This is a genomic window from Pseudomonas sp. Root329, from assembly GCF_001424925.1.
Lineage (GTDB): Bacteria > Pseudomonadota > Gammaproteobacteria > Pseudomonadales > Pseudomonadaceae > Aquipseudomonas > Aquipseudomonas arabinosi.
The window spans coordinates 40,128-57,891 of sequence record NZ_LMCV01000001.1 but is presented as its reverse complement, the minus strand read 5'-3'; the positions used below and the strand labels follow the sequence as shown (position 1 = coordinate 57,891).

The window sequence follows — 17,764 nt, the reverse complement described above, 5'->3', positions numbered from 1 at the left end:
ACAAAACTCGTCGCCGCTCATGCCTAAAACACCGATTGCCAGCCGTCCCCACGACCACTCTCATTGCGTCCATAGCGCATTGTCTGAGGCCGATGCTCTGTGCGCACGTCAAGGCCTGCGCCTGACCGCCTTGCGTCGGCGGGTGCTGGAACTGGTCTGGCAAAGCCACAAACCGTTGGGTGCCTACGACATTCTCGCGGTACTCAGCGAGCAGGACGGCCGCCGTGCGGCGCCGCCGACTGTGTACCGTGCGCTGGATTTCCTGCTGGAAAACGGCCTCGTACACCGCATCTCCTCGTTGAACGCCTTCGTTGGCTGCAATCACCCGGAACATGCCCACCAGGGCCAGTTCCTGATTTGCCGCGAATGCCACGCCGCCATCGAGCTCGAACAGAAATCCATCAGTGACGCGATCATCAGTAGCGCCAAGGATGTCGGATTTGTCGTCGAAGGCCAGACCGTTGAAGTGGTCGGCCTGTGCTCAGGTTGCCAGGGGGTTTAATGAGCAATGCGCTGATCCGCCTCGAGCAGGTTGCCGTCACCTTTGCCGGGCAAAACGTGCTGGATAACATCGAGCTGAGTGTCGAGCCGGGGCAGATCGTCACTCTGATCGGCCCTAACGGCGCCGGCAAGACCACGCTGGTGCGCGCGGTACTCGGTCTGTTGAAACCGGACAGCGGCAGCGTGTGGCGCAAGCCGAAACTGCGGGTCGGTTACATGCCGCAAAAACTTCACGTCGATCCGACGCTGCCGCTGTCGGTGCTGCGCTTCTTGCGCCTGGTGCCGGGCGTGGACCGCGCCATGGCCTTGGCGGCACTCAAGGAAGTCGGCGCCGAACAGGTGATCGACAGCCCGGTGCAAACTGTTTCCGGTGGCGAAATGCAGCGGGTGCTGCTGGCCCGGGCATTGCTGCGAGAGCCGGAACTGCTGGTGCTCGACGAACCGGTGCAAGGCGTCGATGTGGCCGGTCAGGCCGAGCTCTACAGCCTGATCACACGATTGCGTGACCGACACGGCTGCGGCGTGTTGATGGTGTCCCACGACCTGCATCTGGTGATGAGCACCACCGACCAGGTGGTCTGCCTCAACCGTCACGTCTGCTGCTCCGGGCATCCCGAGCAGGTCAGCGGTGATCCGGCTTTCGTCGAGCTGTTCGGAAAGAACGCACAAAGCCTGGCGATTTATCACCACCATCACGACCACGCCCATGACTTGCATGGCTCGGTAGTCAACGCTGCCCCGTCGGCCCCTACCCACGTTCACGGAGATAGCTGCAAGCATGGCTGATTTTCTGCTCTACGCCCTGCTTGCAGGTCTGGCCCTGGCGTTGGTCGCGGGCCCGCTGGGTTCGTTCGTGGTCTGGCGGCGCATGGCCTATTTCGGCGATACCCTTTCGCATGCCGCGCTGCTCGGCGTGGCGCTGGGTTTTCTGCTGGATGTCAGTCCGACCGTTGCGGTCACCGTAGGCTGCCTGCTGTTGGCGGTGTTGCTGGTGACCTTGCAACAGCGTCAACCGCTGGCGTCCGACACGCTTTTGGGAATTCTCGCACCGAGCACGCTCTCTTTGGGTTTGGTCGTACTAAGCTTCATGCACGAAGTGCGGATCGACCTGATGGCTTATCTGTTTGGCGACTTGCTGGCGATCAGCCCGACCGATCTGGCCTGGATACTCGGCGGCAGCGCGGCCGTTCTGGCCTTGCTGGTGACGTTGTGGCGGCCATTGCTGGCAATCACGGTGCACGAAGAATTGGCCAGGGTTGAAGGTCTGCCGGTGGCGGCGTTGCGCTTGACCCTGATGTTGTTGATCGCTGTGGTGATCGCGGTGGCGATGAAAATCGTCGGTGTGTTGTTGATTACGTCCTTGCTGATCATCCCGGCAGCTGCGGCACAACGTCACGCCCGGTCACCGGAGCAGATGGCACTGGGCGCGAGCCTGCTGGGCATGCTCGCGGTCTGTGGCGGGCTGTCGCTGTCGTGGTTCAAGGACACCCCGGCGGGCCCATCGATTGTTGTGACGGCCGCCGCACTGTTTCTGCTGAGTTTTGTCCTGCCCCGTCGAGGGGTGTAGACTTGCTCGTTTTTTGCGCAAATAGAGAGTCGCAGGAATGAAGCCGTTCGCCTCCCGTTATCTGCTCCTTGTCGTATTTTCGCTGCTACTGGGCGCTTGTCAAAGCACGCCACCGGCGGCCACCGAGGCTACCGGTGCACGGGCCACGGCCATCGCACAGCTGGAACAAAGCCTCGCCAGCAGTGAGCTGGCGACTGCCGAAGATCAACTCGCTGCCTTGCAGGCCGAGTCGCCCAACGATCAATCGCTTGAGCAATACCAGCGGCAACTGGCCGAAGCCTATCTGCGCCGCAGTCAGATCGTGCTGCAAAAGGGCGATGTGAATGCGGCTGCCACGGCGCTGAGCCGCGCCCGGTCGTTGATGCCCAAGGCTCCGGCGCTGACTGGTGGGGTCAACAATGCCATCGTTGATGCCCGCAAAGCTGAACTGGATAGAGCCGAAGCTGCGCTCATGGCTGCCGAAGCCAAGCCACAGGCCAAGGTCATTGATCCGACGGCTGAAAGCACCACGGTTGCGTTGAACCTGACGGATATGACCAAGCTTCGCCGCCAATTGGATGCGATCGCCGCCGATGTGGTGAATTACCAGTGCGACGTGAGCATTCAGGCGCCACGCACCCAGGACTTCCCTTGGTTGACCACGTTGCTGACCAAGCGCGTGAAGAAACTCGATGCGGATTTTGATCTGAATCTGGAGAAGCAGATTCTGCGCAACGTGCCGGCTCAGATGGTCTTGAGTCCGCGTAAACCCTAAAAGCTTCGCGAGCAAGCCCGCTCCCACAGTGGGTTTGTGTCGTTCACAGATCCAATGTGGGAGCGGGCTTGCTCGCGAAGGCGTCCTTCCATTCACGCAGAACTTCAGGCCGGAATCGCCTTGGCCTTAGGCTCCCTGTCCCACACCCGATGCTGCCCGATCGCGGCAAAAAACGGTTTGATCAACTTCGCATCTGCCCCCACGATCAACCCCGCATCAGCCTCCAGCTTCAACACATCCAGCAACTGTTTGGCCTCGCCTTGCAGCGCAATCGCCTTCAAATGCTTGTACGCCTCCAACAGGTAATGCAGCGCCACGCCGTCGGTGCTCAACGCCTTGATCGACGCCGTGCCACCGGGCACAAACACCGCATCGAACGCCACCGAAGGCAAGCCCTCCATCGACGCATCGACCGGCAGCGTCTTGCCATCGGCGGTGGTCACAGGGGCAGACGTCGGGCCGAGCAGTTTGGCGTGCGCACCTTCGGCCTTCAGCGCTTTCTTCATGGCATCAATCGCTGCACCATCGACGCCATTGGCTGCCAGGATTGCCACTTTGCGGGTTTTTATATCTGCCGGCAGCAAGTTGGCCTGACTCAGGGCTGGCGAGCGATCCGGTGAGGTTTTGCGTACTTCGACCGTCCCGGCTTTGGGCGCTGGCAACCCCAGGTTCTGCGCCACGCGCTTGGCCAGATCCAGATCGATGTTGGCCAGAATCTCATTCACCTGGCGCGCGCGGATGAACGCCCGCTCAACCTTGCCCAGCTCGAAGCTGTAAGCCGAGATGATGTGCTCCTGCTCGTGCTTGCTCATGCTGTGGAAAAACAGCCGTGCCTGGGAGAAGTGGTCGCTGAAGGATTCGCTGCGCTGACGGATCTTGTTGGCGTCGATGCGCTCTGGGTAACTTTCAAAGCCACCATCTTGTGCTGCAGGCGGCGTTTCTTTCGGCCAGCCGCTATCAATGGAGTTCGGCTCGTAGGACGCGCGACCCTTGTCGATGGTGGAGCGGTGCAACGCATCCCGTTGACCATTGTGGAACGGTGCGACCGGGCGGTTGATCGGGATCTCGTGAAAGTTCGGCCCGCCAAGTCGGCTGATTTGCGTATCGGTGTAGGAAAACAGTCGACCTTGCAGCAATGGATCGTTGGAAAAGTCGATCCCCGGCACGATATGCCCAGGGCAGAAAGCAACCTGTTCGGTTTCGGCGAAGAAGTTGTCGGGGTTACGGTTGAGTGTCATTTTGCCCAACGGGGTGATTGGCACCAGTTCTTCCGGAATCAGCTTGGTCGGGTCGAGGATGTCGAAGTCGAATGTATGTTCGTTCTCCTCCTCGATGATCTGTACGCCAAGCTCCCATTGCGGGTAGTCGCCCATCTCGATCGACTCCCAGAGATCGCGACGGTGGTAATCCGTGTCTTTACCGGCGAGTTTCTGCGCCTCATCCCACACCAGCGAGCAGGTCCCGGCCGTGGGGCGCCAGTGGAATTTGACGAAGCGCGATTTACCTTCGGCGTTGATCAGGCGGAAGGTGTGTACGCCGAAGCCTTGCATGCTGCGCAGGCTTTTCGGGATCGCCCGGTCGGACATGGTCCAGATCACCATGTGCGCCGATTCCGGTACCAGCGAGACAAAATCCCAAAAGGTATCGTGAGCTGAGCCGCCGGTGGGTATTTCATTGTGCGGCTCGGGTTTCACCGCGTGCACGAAGTCAGGAAACTTGATCGCATCCTGAATGAAAAACACCGGCATGTTGTTGCCTACCAGGTCGAAGTTGCCTTCGTCGGTGAAAAACTTCACCGCGAAACCGCGTACGTCCCGCACGGTATCGCCCGACCCGCGCGGGCCCTGCACCGTGGAGAAGCGGACGAAGACCGGGGTTTTTTGGCTTGGGTCTTGTAGGAACCCGGCCTTGGTCAGCACGGAATGGGTTTCATAGCTCTGGAAGTAGCCGTGAGCACCGGTGCCGCGGGCGTGGACGATGCGCTCGGGAATGCGTTCATGGTCAAAGTGCGTGATCTTTTCACGCATGATGAAATCTTCCAGCAACGATGGCCCGCGGGCGCCGGCCTTCAACGTGTTCTGGTTGTCCGAGACCTTCACGCCCTGATTGGTACGCAGGGCCTGTTCAGTGGCGTCGGAACGAAATGGCTCCAGGCTGTCGAGCTTGGCATTGGTGTTACCGCGGTCCGGGGTATCGGTCCCGGCCAGTGCGCTTTTGGTTGCGGCAGGCTTTTTAGTAATCATCAGGCAAAACTCCTCGTTGCGATTCCCGCCGTAGCCAGGACTCTTGAGCAATACCCCAGGCACGGACCGGGGCGTTTTCGAGTTGCCTAATTAGTGACTGATGACGTTTTGCGCCGTTCCTTTTTTCTAACCTTTGATCGCGTTATTGCCAAATGGAAGGTTGAATGCGGAATAAATGCTAATAACCTCTATACGGACAGGCTAAAATGCGCGCCCGGCTAACCGCTGATCCTTTTCCAACGCGCCCCACAAGGTTCGCTACGTGATCGAGTTTCAAAACGTCCACAAAACCTACCGCGTCGCCGGTAAGGATATTCCCGCCCTGCATCCGACCAGTCTGACGATTGAGAACGGTCAGGTCTTTGGTCTGATCGGCCATTCCGGTGCGGGAAAAAGTACCCTGCTGCGTCTGATCAATCGCCTGGAAGAGTCCAGTGGCGGCAAGATATTCGTCGACGGCGAAGAAGTCACCGCGCTCGACGCCAACAGCCTGCGACGCTTCCGTCAGCAAGTCGGGATGATTTTCCAGCACTTCAACTTGCTGGCGTCCAAGACCGTGGCCGATAACGTCGCGCTGCCACTGACGCTGGCCGGTGAACTGTCGCGCAGCGAGATCGACCGTCGTGTGGCCGAATTGCTGAAGCGGGTCGGCCTGTCCGACCACGCCAAGAAGTACCCGGCGCAATTGTCCGGTGGCCAGAAGCAGCGCGTCGGCATTGCCCGCGCCCTGGCAACCAAGCCGAAAATCCTGCTGTGCGACGAAGCCACCAGCGCACTGGACCCGCAGACCACCGCGTCGGTCCTGCAATTGCTGGCCGAGATCAATCGCGAGCTGAAGCTGACCATCGTCTTGATCACCCACGAGATGGACGTGATCCGCCGGGTCTGCGACCAGGTCGCGGTGATGGACGCTGGCGTGATCGTCGAGCAAGGTTCGGTCGCCGAGGTGTTCCTGCATCCGAAGCACCCGACCACCAAGCGCTTCGTGCAAGAAGACGAGCAGATCGACGAGAGCGAACAGCGTGACGACTTCGCTCACGTGCCGGGCCGTATCGTGCGTCTGACCTTCCAGGGCGAAGCGACCTACGCACCGCTACTGGGTACCGTCGCTCGTGAAACGGGTGTGGACTACAGCATCCTGGCCGGTCGTATCGACCGCATTAAAGACGTGCCCTACGGGCAGTTGACCCTGGCCGTTACCGGTGGCGACATGGAAGCGGCGTTCGCCCACTTCACCGCAGCTGACGTCCACATGGAGGTGCTGCGCTGATGGAAGTCCTGGCAAGTTTCTTCGTCAATATCGACTGGTTCGAAATCTGGCTGGCCACCGGCGATACCTTTCTGATGCTCTTCGGTTCGCTGTTGTTCACCGTTTTGCTCGGTCTGCCCCTGGGCGTGCTGTTGTTCCTCTGCAGCCCGCGTCAGTTGCTGGAAGCCAAAGGCGTCTACGCAATGCTGTCGCTGATGGTGAACATCCTGCGTTCGCTGCCGTTCATTATTCTGCTGATTGTGATGATTCCGTTCACGGTGTTGATCACCGGTACGTCCCTCGGTGTCGCCGGTGCGATTCCGCCGCTGGTGGTGGGCGCTACGCCATTCTTTGCGCGGCTGGTGGAAACCGCCCTGCGTGAAGTGGATCGCGGCATCATCGAGGCGACCCAGGCCATGGGCGCGACGACCCGGCAAATCATCACCAATGCCTTGCTGCCGGAAGCCCGCCCGGGCATCTTCGCGGCGATTACGGTGACAGCCATTACACTGGTGTCCTACACGGCGATGGCAGGTGTGGTCGGCGCGGGTGGTTTGGGTGACCTGGCGATCCGTTTCGGTTACCAGCGTTTCCAGCCCGATGTGATGGTCGTGACGGTGCTGTTGCTGTTGGTGCTGGTCCAGGTGCTGCAAACCGTTGGCGATAAGTTGGTTGTGCACTTCTCCAGGAAATAAAGAGTCCCGTAAATGACAATTGAGCCGGCCATTCGCTGGCAGGCGTCGAAGACCGGCGCCGCACAAGGAGTTAGCTGAATGAAAAAACTACTCGTAGCGCTCGCAGCAGTTGCGGTGTTCTCTGCTCAGGCCAATGAAACCCTGACCGTCGCGGCCACCCCGGTTCCGCACGCAGAAATCCTCGAATTCGTGAAACCGGCCCTGGCCAAAGAAGGCGTGGACCTGAAGGTCAAAGTCTTCACCGACTACATCCAGCCGAACGTGCAGGTGGCCGAAAAACGTCTGGACGCCAACTTCTTCCAGCACCAGCCGTACCTCGATGAATTCAACAAGGCCAAGGGCACCAACCTGGTAGCCGTTGCCGGTGTGCACCTGGAACCGCTGGGCGCTTACTCCAGCAAGTACAAAGCGCTGACCGAGTTGCCCGGCGGCGCCAACGTGGTGATCCCGAACGACGCCACCAACGGCGGCCGTGCGCTGTTGCTGTTGGCGAAGGCTGGCCTGATCAAGTTGAAGGATTCGAACAACATCCTCGCGACCGTGAAGGACATCACCGAGAACACCAAGGACCTGAAATTCCGTGAACTGGAAGCCGCGACCATCCCGCGCGTGCTGACCCAGGTCGACCTGGCGCTGATCAACACCAACTACGCGCTGGAAGCCAAGCTTGATCCGTCCAAGGACGCGCTGGTCATCGAAGGCAGCGACTCGCCTTACGTGAACATCCTCGTTGCCCGTCCAGACGACAAGGACAGCGAAGCGATGAAGAAGCTGATTGCTGCCCTGCACAGCCCGGAAGTGAAAGCCTTCATCCTCGAGAAGTACAAAGGCGCGGTCGTGCCGGCGTTCTGATCTGAAGCTTTAACGAAAAATGGGGCGCATTGAATGCGCCCCATTTTTTTGCCTGGAATACGGACCCTGTGGGAGCGGGCTTGCTCGCGAAGGGGCCAGTACATTCAACATCCATGTTGACTGGAACACCGCTTTCGCGAGCAAGTCGAATCGTCGCACCGCCGCTCCCACATTTGTTCTATGTCAGCACAACTATTTGCGGTTAAGCATCACTGGCAACTGCGCCACCAATTTCACGTTGTTCAACGGCGCCCGAATGAACCCACGCTGCGTCCCGTCCGGCCCAATCACCGCCAGGTTGCCGCTGTGGTCGACGGTGTAGTTCGGCTTGCTGGTGTCCGCCGGAATGAACGGAATACTCACCGCGTTGGCCAGTTTCTGAATGTCTTCAACCGACGAAGCCGTCAGCCCTTGGAACTGCGGATCGAAGTAGCCCAGGTACTGCTTGAGCTGTTGGGGCGTGTCGCGGTTCGGATCGATGCTGACCAGAATGATCTGCAACTTATCCACAGCCTCTGGCGGCAGCTCGCTTTTGATCTGGCGCAACTGGGCGAGGGTGGTCGGGCAAATGTCGGGGCAGAAGGTGTAGCCGAAGAACAGCAGCGACCATTTGTCTTTCAGCTCGTTGACCACCACCGGTTTGCCGTTCTGGTCGGTCATCGTCACGTTCGGCAGGTTGCGGCTTTGCGGTAGCAGAATGATCCCGGCATCGATCAGAGCCGTCGGGTCGCCCTGGCCTTTTCCAGACAGCACTTTGTTGATGGTCAGGCCCAGGACCAGCGCGATCAGGGCAACGAGGATGAAGACGGTTTTCTGGGTTCGAGTCATAGGTTCAACAGTAAGTAGTGGTCTACGAGCAGCGCGATAAACAGCAGGAACAAGTAGTAAATAGAGTACTTGAACGTGTTGATCGCCGCGTGCGGCCGAGTGCCACGGTACAGCACGATGGCCCATTGCAGAAACCTCGCACCCAGTCCCAGCGCGCAAATCAGGTAGAGCACGCCGCTCATGTGGATCACGTACGGCATCAGGCTGACGGCCAGCAGCGCAAAGGTATAAAGCAGGATGTGGACCTTGGTGTAGTGCTCGCCATGGGTCACCGGCAGCATCGGAATGTCGGCCTTGGCGTATTCCTCTTTACGGTGAATGGCCAGCGCCCAGAAGTGCGGCGGGGTCCAGGCGAAGATGATCAACACCAACAGCAAGGGTTCGGCGCTGACATGACCGGTGGCGGCGGTCCAGCCGAGCAGTGGCGGGGCAGCGCCGGCCAGTCCGCCGATGACGATGTTTTGCGGCGTCGCGCGTTTCAGGAAACCGGTGTAGACCACCGCATAGCCGAGCAGCGAGGCCAGGGTCAGCCATGCGGTCAGTGGATTGGTGAAGGCCAGCAGTACGGCTTGCCCAAGCACCGCCAACACCAAGGCAAACGTCAGCGCGGCCGCCGGTGACACTCGACCTTCGGCCAGGGGACGTTTGTGCGTGCGGGCCATGACCGCATCGATGCGTCGGTCCACCACATGATTGACGGCTGCCGCACCACCGGCACACAAGGCGATCCCCAGATTGCCGAACACCAGCACCGTCCACGGCACCCCGGCGCGGGTCGCGAGGAACATGCCGACCAGCGAGGTGATGAGCATCAGCACCACCACTTTCGGTTTGGTCAGTTCCAGGTAGTCACGCCAGATCGCCTGACTGTGACGTGCGCCGATCAAAGTCGCCATGGCATCTCTCCTTTTATTGTTATGGGCCCGGCTGAGTGTTTACGCGGGCTGAACCGCCAGCGTGCAGGGGGTTGCTGCTTGACCCGAACCAGACTGGTTCGCGCGTGATAATTGACCAGCACCATCGTCAGCAACAGTGCCGCGCCGCCCGCGTTGTGTGCGACGGCCACTGGCAGCGGCAGGTGAAACAGCACATTGCTGATGCCAAGGGTGATTTGTGCGGCAAGGGCGATCAGCACTAACCCGGCCAGGCGCGTCATGCCGACCACCTTCAGTTGCCAGGCCAGCCCCAGCAACACCAGGGTCACCAGCAAAGCGCCGATGCGGTGAGTCAGATGAATCGCCGTGCGGGCATCGCTGTCCAGTTGCCCGCCGAGGTAATTGGGGCCGATGTGTTGAGTCAGGTGAAAACCGTTGGCGAAGTCCGCGGGCGGCAGCCACTGCCCATGACAGGTCGGGAAGTCGATACAGGCCACCGCTGCGTAGTTGGAACTGACCCATCCACCCAAGGCAATTTGCAGGATCACCAGCAGTAACCCGGCGGTCGCCCAGTACTGCAAACGCCGTGGCACGGTCAGCGCTGGTAGTACGCCGGACAGGCGCAAGGTCAGTAAAAACAACAGACTCAACGTCGCAAAGCCGCCGAGCAAATGCCCGGTGACCACTTGCGGCCAGAGCTTGAGCGTCACCGTCCACATGCCGAATGCTGCCTGGGCGAACACCACGGCGAGCAGGAACAACGGCAACTTCACCGGCTGCCCCGGATGACGACGATGAACCCAGGCGCGGCCGGCCAATACCGAGATCAACAGCCCCAGCGTGCCGGCGAAGTAGCGGTGAACCATCTCGTTCCAGCCCTTATGGGCTTCGACAGGAGCGTCGGGAAAATGCAGTTCGGCATGGGCCAATTGAACTTCGCTTTTCGGTACGCTGATAAAGCCATAGCAACCCGGCCAGTCCGGACAGCCGAGGCCGGCGTGGGTCAGGCGGGTGTAGGCGCCGAGCAACACCACAATCAGTGCCAGCAAGGTGGCAAACAGCGCGAGGCGAAATCCAGGTTTGGCCATGACGATGCCCTTATCCGATGTTCGACAGTTTCAGCAAATGGCGCAGGTCGTTGAGCAGATCCTTACCCTTCACCGTCGGGTCGTAGCGCAGCACCAGATTGCCATGCGGATCGATGATCCACAGCTGCGGCACTGACTGGTCGCCGGCGGTCTTATGGAAGTCGGTCAAATTCAGTGGATAACGCTGTAATTGAGGATACTCGCGCGTCAGCTTGGCGTCGTATTCACTGCTCAGCGGTTGTGCCGCAGCCAAGGCATGACTGGCGCGCCCGGCATCACGGCCGAGGCCGATCTGGATCTGCCGCGCCAGGTACACCAGTTGCTGGCAGTCCACCGAGCAATCCTTGGGCGCGGTCACCAGTATCTGCCAACGATCCTCCTGCGCCTGGACGCCGAGGTCGGCGCGGGTCTGGCCGTTGCCGATCAGTTCGCCGTGATAGCTGCGACCTTCCGGCACCCAGAACTGCAATTTGTACATGCCGGTGGCGAGGATCATCGGACCGATCACCCCAAGCAGGATCAGCAGTAACTGCAAGCGACCTTTGCGCCGACTCGCCGGCGATTTCGCCTCAGACATGCGGGGTGGATTCATGGCCGCTCCCATGGTGTTTCTCCTTTGCGTTGTGCCAGCCGAGATAGAGATAGAGGCCGAACAGGGCGATCGACATGGCGAACCACTGCACGGCATAAGCCAGGTGTTTTTCCGGTCCCATGGCGACTACCGGCCAGTCAGCCTGGTAAGTCGCGGGACCGCTTTCTGCGCGTAATTCGTAGGCAAAACCTTCGCGATCCAGCGCCGTCCAGAGCTTGGCTGGTTCAACTGCGGTAACCAGTTGTGGCCAGGTCGTGGTGCTTGGGTCAGCGTGCAACTGGAAGGTGGCGCCGGGGGAGACGTAGACCCAGGCCACGAGGCTCAAGGCCTGAGTCGGTGTGGTGAATTGCGGTGGGGTGCGGCGATCCGGCCACGGCAGCCAGCCGCGATTGACCAGCAGCCAGAGCCCGGTCGCCTGATCCTGAAACGGTTGCAGCAGTTCGACGCCAACCTTGCCGTCGCGCTGACGGTTATCCAGCAACAAGCTGTGTGCGGCATCGAACTGGCCGTGCAGGTGAACGCGGCGAAAGGCTGGATCTGCGGTGGGTTGCAGCTCGGTGCTGGCCATCGGTTCAGCGGCACGGCGCTCGGTGTAGCTTTGCAGCCGCGCGCTTTTCTCTGCGCCCCGGCTCAATTGCCAGAACCCGAGTGACACCAGCATGGGCAACAACACCGCGACCACCAGGGTCGGCACGATACCCGGCCGGAAACGCTTCATGGCGTCGCCAGAAAGTCGGTAGTCGCGATAGCTATACTCAAGTGCATCGCCTTTCCCCCGGAGTCTCACCATGCTCAAAGCAGCCATCGTCCTGATGCTGATTGCCACGGTTGTCAGCCTGTTCAGCGGCCTGTTTTTTCTGGTCAAGGACGACAGCAGCTCGAACCGCCTCGTCATTGCCTTGAGTGTTCGTGTGGCGCTGGCCGCCATTACCGTCGGCTTGATTGCCTGGGGTTTTTTCAGCGGCCAGTTGGTGTCGCACGCACCTTGGTAAGCCTCAGAGCACGTAGACGAAAACGAAAAGCCCGATCCACACCACATCCACGAAGTGCCAGTACCAGCTCGCCGCTTCAAACGCGAACTGGTGCTCGGCGTCGAAGTGCCCGCGCATGATCCGCATCAACATCACAAACAAGATGATGGTGCCGATGGTCACGTGGGCACCGTGGAAGCCGGTGAGCATGAAGAAGGTCGCGCCGTAGATGCCCGAACCCAGGGTCAGGCCCAGTTCGTGGTAGGCATGCATGTATTCTTCGGCCTGAAAACCAAGGAACGCGCAGCCCAGTAACACGGTGAGCGCCAGCCAGATTTTCAGCGCGCCGCGATGACCTTTCTTCAAGGCGTGGTGGGCGATGGTCACGGTGACGCTGGAGCTCACCAGCAAAATGGTATTGAGCAGCGGCAGGCCCCAGGGACTGATGACTTCCTTGGGTGGCGGAAAGAGTTTCGGGTCAGGGGTGTGCAGCAATGGCCACGCAAACTGGAAATTTGGCCAAAGCATATGAGCGATGCCTTTAGCCCCTTCACCACCGAGTGCCGGGCCGGAAATGTTTCTCACATAAAACAGCGCGCCGAAGAACGCGATGAAGAACATCACTTCCGAGAAGATGAACCAGCTCATGCCCCAGCGGAACGAGCGATCCATCTGGGCGCTGTACAACCCCTGGCGGCTTTCCTTGATCACCGTACCGAACCAGCCGAACAGCATGTAGGCCACCATCAGACCACCGACGAAAAAGATCAGCGGGCCGTGGGACTCCGGCCGCGCCGCCTTCAGGTCGTTGAACCAGGTGGCCAGGCCGAACACGGTGGTGAACATGCCGGCGGTGGCAATGATCGGCCATTTGCTCTGGGCCGGTACGTAATAGTGTTCATGAGTTGCCATTTATTGTTCTCCTTATCGGGCACGCTCAGCCGCCAGTATTTACAGCCACCGGTGGATGTCGGGCGGTGATATCGAACAGCGTGTAAGACAGCGTCAGGTGCTTCACATCCTTGGGCATGTCACGGTCAACGATGAAACGTACCGGCATCTCGATCCGTTGACCGGGCTGCAGCACTTGCTGGGTAAAGCAGAAACATTCGGTCTTGTGGAAGTACGCCGCCGCCGCGCTGGGCGCGATGCTCGGAACCGCCTGGGCGCTCATCGGGCGATCGGTCGGGTTATGGGCGATGAAAATCATCTCGTTCACCGCTCCCGGATTTGCCACCAGTTCATCGCCCTTGGGATAGAAGTCCCAGGACATGTCGGCGGAATTGGTCGACAGAAACTGCACGCGGACCTGCCGCGAGGTGTCGACCGTTTGTTCGCCCTCGTACTGCCCGCCGGTCTTGCCGTTGATGCCGAACGCCTTGCACATCACGTCGTAGATCGGTACCAGGGCAAACCCGAAGACAAACATCGCCACCACCACCAGCAGCAGGCGCGTGACCAGTTTCTTCAACGAAATCGAATCAGCCATGATTTCCAACCCCCATCGAGAACCCTGTGGGAGCGGGCTTGCTCGCGAAGCAGACGCCGCGGTCCGTCAGATAAACCGCGTTATCGTTCTTCGCGAGCAAGCCCGCTCCCACATAGGGTTGCGCGTTCATTTCACTTCCGGCGGCGTGGTGAAGGTGTGATACGGCGCCGGTGACGGGACGCTCCATTCCAGACCTTCAGCCCCATCCCACGGTTTGGCCGGTGCTGGCGGGCCGCCACGGATGGTCTTGATCACGATGAACAGGAAGAAGATCTGCGTGGCGCCGAACATGAACGCGCCGATCGACGACACCATGTTGAAGTCGGCGAATTGCAGGTTGTAGTCGGGAATCCGCCGCGGCATGCCCGCCAGCCCCACAAAGTGCATCGGGAAGAACGCCATGTTCATGCCGATGAACGAGAGCCAGAAGTGCAGCTTGCCGAGGGTTTCGTCGTACATGTGGCCGGTCCATTTCGGCATCCAGTAGTAGGCCGAGGCGAAGATCCCGAAGATCGCCCCCGGTACCAGTACGTAATGGAAGTGCGCGACCACAAAGTAGGTGTCCTGGTACTGGAAGTCCGCCGGGGCGATGGCCAGCATCAGCCCGGAGAACCCGCCAATGGAGAACAGGATCACGAACGCCACCGCAAACAGCATCGGTGTTTCGAAGGTCAGCGAGCCTTGCCACATGGTGCTGGCCCAGTTGAACACCTTCACGCCAGTCGGCACCGCGATCAGCAGCGTGGCGTACATGAAGAACAACTCGCCCACCAACGGAATGCCGACCACGAACATGTGGTGCGCCCAAACGATGAACGACAGGAACGCGATACTCGCCGTCGCATAGACCATCGAGGTGTAGCCAAACAGCGGCTTGCGCGAGAAGGCCGGAATGATCGAACTGACGGCACCGAAGGCCGGCAGGATCATGATGTACACCTCGGGGTGACCGAAGAACCAGAACACGTGCTGAAACAACACCGGGTCACCGCCACCGGCGGCACTGAAGAAGCTGGTGCCGAAGTGGATGTCCATCAGCATCATCGTCACGCAGCCGGCCAGTACCGGCATCACCGCGATCAGCAGGAACGCGGTAATCAGCCAGGTCCAGACGAACAGCGGCATTTTCATCAACGTCATGCCGGGGGCGCGCAGGTTGAGGATGGTGGCGATCACGTTGATCGCACCCATGATCGAACTGATCCCCATCAAGTGGATGGCGAAGATGAAGAAGGTCACGCTTTCTGGTGCGTAGGTCGTCGACAGCGGGGCGTAGAACGTCCAGCCGAAGTTCGGTCCACCGCCGGGGGTGAATAGGGTCGATATCAGCAGGATGAACGCCGCCGGCAATAGCCAGAAGCTGAAGTTGTTCATCCGTGGCAGGGCCATGTCCGGCGCGCCGATCATCAACGGGATCATCCAGTTGGCGAGGCCGACGAAGGCCGGCATCACCGCACCGAAGACCATCACCAGGCCGTGCATGGTGGTCATCTGGTTGAAGAACGCCGGTTCGACGATTTGCAGTCCCGGTTGGAACAACTCGGCACGAATCACCATCGCGAACGAGCCGCCGAGCAAAAACATGGAGAACGCGAACCACAGGTACAGCGTGCCGATATCCTTGTGGTTGGTGGTCAGCACCCAGCGCATCAGACCTTTGGCGGGGCCGTGGGCGTGGGCGGTGCCGGTATGAACATGGTCATCGACGACAGCAGTCATGTCCTGTCTCCTGCAAACAGATGGGCTGGGCAGGCCGGGGCGCGATGCCCCGGCTGGTTCCTTACGTGCGCAATAGACCGGGTCATTTGCTTTCCGCCTGTTTCAGCTCCAGCACTTCTTTAGGGGTGACCATGTCGCCCTTGTTGTTGCCCCAGGCGTTACGTTCGTAGGTCACGACCGCTGCGATATCGACTTCCGAGAGCTGCTTGCCGAACGCCGCCATGGCGGTGCCGGGCTTGCCGTGGAAGACAAGGCTCAGGTGCCCTTCTTTCGGTCCGGTGGCGATTTTCGAGCCCTTGAGTGCCGGGAACATCGGCGGCAGGCCCTGACCTTCGGCCTGGTGACAGGCGACGCAGGTGGTGTGGTAGATCTTGTCGCCGCGCTCTTTAAGCTCGTCGAGGGTCCATTCCTTGCTGGTCAGTTCTTTGAGTTGCATGGCCTCAGCCTTGCGCTCGCCCAGCCATTTTTCGTAATCGGCCTTTTCCTTGACCTCGACCACGATGGGCATGAAGCCGTGGTCCTTGCCGCACAATTCGGCGCATTGACCGCGGTAGATGCCGGGCTTGTCGACGCGGGTCCAGGCTTCGTTGACGAACCCCGGAATCGCATCGCGCTTGACCGCAAAAGCCGGCACCCACCAGGAGTGGATGACGTCGGCGGAAGTGACCAGGAAGCGCACCTTGGCGCCGATCGGCAGCACCAAAGGCTTATCGACCTCAAGCAAGTAGTGCTCGCTCTTGACTTCCTTGTTGTGGATCTGATCGGCGGGCGTGGTCAGGTTGCTGAAGAACTCAACGTCCTGGCCCAGGTATTTGTAGTGCCACTTCCACTGATAGCCGGTGACCTGGATATCGATATCCGGCTCACTGGCGTCGTACATCTTGATCAGGGTTGCGGTCGCGGGAACCGCCATGGCCACCAGGATCAGGAAGGGCACGATGGTCCAGAGGATTTCAACGGTGGTGCTTTCATGAAATTTTGCGGCCACCTGCCCGGTCGAGCGGCGGTGGAGAATCATCGACCAGAACATGGCGCCGAAGACGATGATGCCGATCACTACACAGATCCAGAAAATGGTCATGTGCAGGTCAAATACTGCGTGACTGATTTCAGTCGCTCCCGGCGCCATATTCACAGTCCAGGCCGCTTGTGCCTGACTGAAAATCGACCACAACAGGAGGCCCATCCAGACGTGTGGATGTCGCATCATTGCGGGTTCCCCTTATCGTTCTTGTTATCCCGCCGGCTTTCACCTGCGGCAAGGGAGCGGCTTTTTCAGACTACGAACTTGAATCGCCGAGCCTTGCTGCGTGTGCAGTCGGGCGTCATCAGCTAACTCCATTCCCACCCGAGTATAGACAGCGACTGCCACCTCGCAATGTGAGGGCGTAAATCATCTGAAACAGGTGGGACTTGCGTTCTAGGTCACGAATGGAGAAGGATGCAGACGAGTGGTGGCAAACCGATATAACTTTGATGTCTCAAGGATGAAATAATTATGACAAATGCGTCTTAGCATTTTTCGTATGCCAGCTAAGTTATGTCTTCCCTATTTCATTGCCTTTGTTTCCTGGAGTTTTCATGAACACCGCCGCATTGCGCGAGCAGATCCAAAAAGCCCAACAACACGAAGCTGAAACCGGCCTGCTGACTCGTCAGCTGGAAAGCAAACTGCCTCATCTACACCCATCCATCCAATTGCCGGAAGCGGACGCCAATGGTGTGCTGACGCGTTTTGTCGCCGCCTACATCGATGAAGTTCCTGATCTGCTGGATGCAGCCAATGAAGTTGCCAGGGAAGCGGGTATCGAGTCACAGATCAAACCGGTGCTGAAAATTGCCGAACAGTACTTCCTCCAGCCGCCGACGATAATGGCTGGGCACATCGGGCTCGACAGCCTGTTGGACGAAGCCTATCTGGCGCACCGTTTTGTCGAAGAGGTCAACGACCTGTACATCAAGCATTTTGGCCAGCCACTGATCCCCTTGGACATGACTGTCGCCAACCTGATTGCCCACCAACTGATCGGTGAGGAGTTCGCCAACCAACTGGATGAGGCTGTACATCACGCCGTGGACGAGATGCTCGACGACGAAAGCTTCGCGCTGGAGTCGGTGGAAGCCTACCGTGGAAAGCTAAGCAGCCCGGACACTGGCGCTGCGTGGAAGCGCTGGCCGTGCATGTCGCGCCGGTTAGGCGTGGGCCTGGAACTGGATCAGCCAGCAGCTTGATCCATTGATCAACACAATCCCCCTGTGGGAGCGAGCTTGCTCGCGATTGCGGTGTGTCAGTCGACATGAATGTTGAATGACCAATCGCAATCGCGAGCAAGCTCGCTCC

Annotated in this window: 19 protein-coding genes; 9 read left to right on the top strand and 10 right to left on the bottom strand. The window is 59.6% G+C overall.

Annotated elements, in window-relative coordinates; all coding sequences use genetic code 11:
- Window positions 1-19: 19 nt before the first annotated feature.
- From zur to ASC74_RS00285, 4 genes are read left to right on the top strand one after another with little or no spacing between them, the layout of a single operon-like run.
- On the top strand, window positions 20-502 hold the full coding sequence (zur, locus tag ASC74_RS00300; RefSeq protein WP_008155995.1) for a zinc uptake transcriptional repressor Zur: 483 nt from the start codon (window positions 20-22) through the stop codon (window positions 500-502).
- Window positions 502-1,287, top strand: a complete 786-nt coding sequence (gene znuC / locus ASC74_RS00295) for a zinc ABC transporter ATP-binding protein ZnuC (RefSeq protein WP_056738432.1) — start codon at window positions 502-504, stop codon at window positions 1,285-1,287. The genes zur and znuC overlap by 1 nt, the downstream gene beginning before the upstream one ends.
- Window positions 1,280-2,068: a zinc ABC transporter permease subunit ZnuB gene (gene znuB, locus ASC74_RS00290; protein WP_056738429.1), complete on the top strand. Its 789-nt coding sequence runs from the start codon at window positions 1,280-1,282 to the stop codon at window positions 2,066-2,068. The genes znuC and znuB overlap by 8 nt, the downstream gene beginning before the upstream one ends.
- A 37-nt stretch (window positions 2,069-2,105) precedes the next feature.
- Window positions 2,106-2,822, top strand: coding sequence for a PA5502 family lipoprotein (locus tag ASC74_RS00285; protein WP_056738428.1), 717 nt, complete (start codon window positions 2,106-2,108; stop codon window positions 2,820-2,822).
- Window positions 2,823-2,926: 104 nt separating this feature from the next.
- Here the strand turns inward: ASC74_RS00285 and katE are convergent, their stop codons facing one another.
- Complete coding sequence (gene katE, locus ASC74_RS00280; protein ID WP_056738426.1) at window positions 2,927-5,065, bottom strand: catalase HPII; 2,139 nt, start codon at window positions 5,063-5,065, stop codon at window positions 2,927-2,929.
- Between the two features lie 262 nt (window positions 5,066-5,327).
- On the opposite strand from katE, the gene ASC74_RS00275 reads away from it, so the two are divergent.
- From ASC74_RS00275 to ASC74_RS00265, 3 genes are all read left to right on the top strand, one after another.
- On the top strand, window positions 5,328-6,335 hold the full coding sequence (locus ASC74_RS00275; RefSeq protein WP_056738424.1) for a methionine ABC transporter ATP-binding protein: 1,008 nt from the start codon (window positions 5,328-5,330) through the stop codon (window positions 6,333-6,335).
- Entirely contained in the window at window positions 6,335-7,009 is a 675-nt protein-coding gene (locus ASC74_RS00270) for a methionine ABC transporter permease (protein ID WP_046044871.1), read from the top strand. Before ASC74_RS00275 ends, ASC74_RS00270 begins: the two co-directional genes overlap by 1 nt.
- A 78-nt stretch (window positions 7,010-7,087) precedes the next feature.
- Window positions 7,088-7,861 (top strand): MetQ/NlpA family ABC transporter substrate-binding protein, encoded by a 774-nt coding sequence (locus ASC74_RS00265; RefSeq protein WP_056738422.1) that lies wholly within the window; start codon window positions 7,088-7,090, stop codon window positions 7,859-7,861.
- Between the two features lie 192 nt (window positions 7,862-8,053).
- On the opposite strand, the gene ASC74_RS00260 is transcribed toward ASC74_RS00265, so the two are convergent.
- From ASC74_RS00260 to ASC74_RS00240, 5 genes are read right to left on the bottom strand one after another with little or no spacing between them, the layout of a single operon-like run.
- Window positions 8,054-8,689: an SCO family protein gene (locus tag ASC74_RS00260; protein WP_056738420.1), complete on the bottom strand. Its 636-nt coding sequence runs from the start codon at window positions 8,687-8,689 to the stop codon at window positions 8,054-8,056.
- Window positions 8,686-9,585, bottom strand: a complete 900-nt coding sequence (gene cyoE, locus ASC74_RS00255) for a heme o synthase (RefSeq protein ID WP_056738417.1) — start codon at window positions 9,583-9,585, stop codon at window positions 8,686-8,688. Before cyoE ends, ASC74_RS00260 begins: the two co-directional genes overlap by 4 nt.
- Window positions 9,573-10,652 (bottom strand): COX15/CtaA family protein, encoded by a 1,080-nt coding sequence (locus tag ASC74_RS00250; protein ID WP_056738415.1) that lies wholly within the window; start codon window positions 10,650-10,652, stop codon window positions 9,573-9,575. The genes cyoE and ASC74_RS00250 overlap by 13 nt, the downstream gene beginning before the upstream one ends.
- Window positions 10,653-10,662: 10 nt before the next feature.
- A complete protein-coding gene (locus ASC74_RS00245; protein WP_056739096.1) occupies window positions 10,663-11,256 on the bottom strand; it encodes a hypothetical protein in 594 nt (197 codons plus the stop codon).
- Window positions 11,222-11,962 (bottom strand): SURF1 family protein, encoded by a 741-nt coding sequence (locus tag ASC74_RS00240; protein ID WP_056738414.1) that lies wholly within the window; start codon window positions 11,960-11,962, stop codon window positions 11,222-11,224. Before ASC74_RS00240 ends, ASC74_RS00245 begins: the two co-directional genes overlap by 35 nt.
- Before the next feature lie 70 nt (window positions 11,963-12,032).
- Here ASC74_RS00240 and ASC74_RS00235 point away from each other — a divergent pair, with 70 nt between their 5' ends.
- On the top strand, window positions 12,033-12,236 hold the full coding sequence (locus ASC74_RS00235; protein WP_008064738.1) for a twin transmembrane helix small protein: 204 nt from the start codon (window positions 12,033-12,035) through the stop codon (window positions 12,234-12,236).
- Window positions 12,237-12,239: 3 nt separating this feature from the next.
- Here the strand turns inward: ASC74_RS00235 and ASC74_RS00230 are convergent, their stop codons facing one another.
- The 4 genes from ASC74_RS00230 to coxB form a co-directional block, all read right to left on the bottom strand.
- Entirely contained in the window at window positions 12,240-13,127 is an 888-nt protein-coding gene (locus ASC74_RS00230) for a cytochrome c oxidase subunit 3 (protein ID WP_056738412.1), read from the bottom strand.
- A gap of 25 nt (window positions 13,128-13,152) precedes the next feature.
- Window positions 13,153-13,704 (bottom strand): cytochrome c oxidase assembly protein, encoded by a 552-nt coding sequence (locus tag ASC74_RS00225; RefSeq protein WP_046044864.1) that lies wholly within the window; start codon window positions 13,702-13,704, stop codon window positions 13,153-13,155.
- Between the two features lie 126 nt (window positions 13,705-13,830).
- Window positions 13,831-15,423 carry a cytochrome c oxidase subunit I gene (gene ctaD, locus ASC74_RS00220; RefSeq protein WP_056738410.1) on the bottom strand — a complete coding sequence of 531 codons (1,593 nt, stop codon included), beginning with the start codon at window positions 15,421-15,423 and terminating at the stop codon, window positions 13,831-13,833.
- Between the two features lie 82 nt (window positions 15,424-15,505).
- Window positions 15,506-16,633: a cytochrome c oxidase subunit II gene (gene coxB, locus ASC74_RS00215; protein ID WP_056738408.1), complete on the bottom strand. Its 1,128-nt coding sequence runs from the start codon at window positions 16,631-16,633 to the stop codon at window positions 15,506-15,508.
- Between the two features lie 371 nt (window positions 16,634-17,004).
- Here coxB and ASC74_RS00210 point away from each other — a divergent pair, with 371 nt between their 5' ends.
- The gene (locus tag ASC74_RS00210; RefSeq protein WP_046044861.1) at window positions 17,005-17,655 is read left to right on the top strand and encodes a hypothetical protein; all 651 of its coding nucleotides are present in this window, start codon (window positions 17,005-17,007) and stop codon (window positions 17,653-17,655) included.
- The last annotated feature ends 109 nt before the right edge of the window (window positions 17,656-17,764 follow it).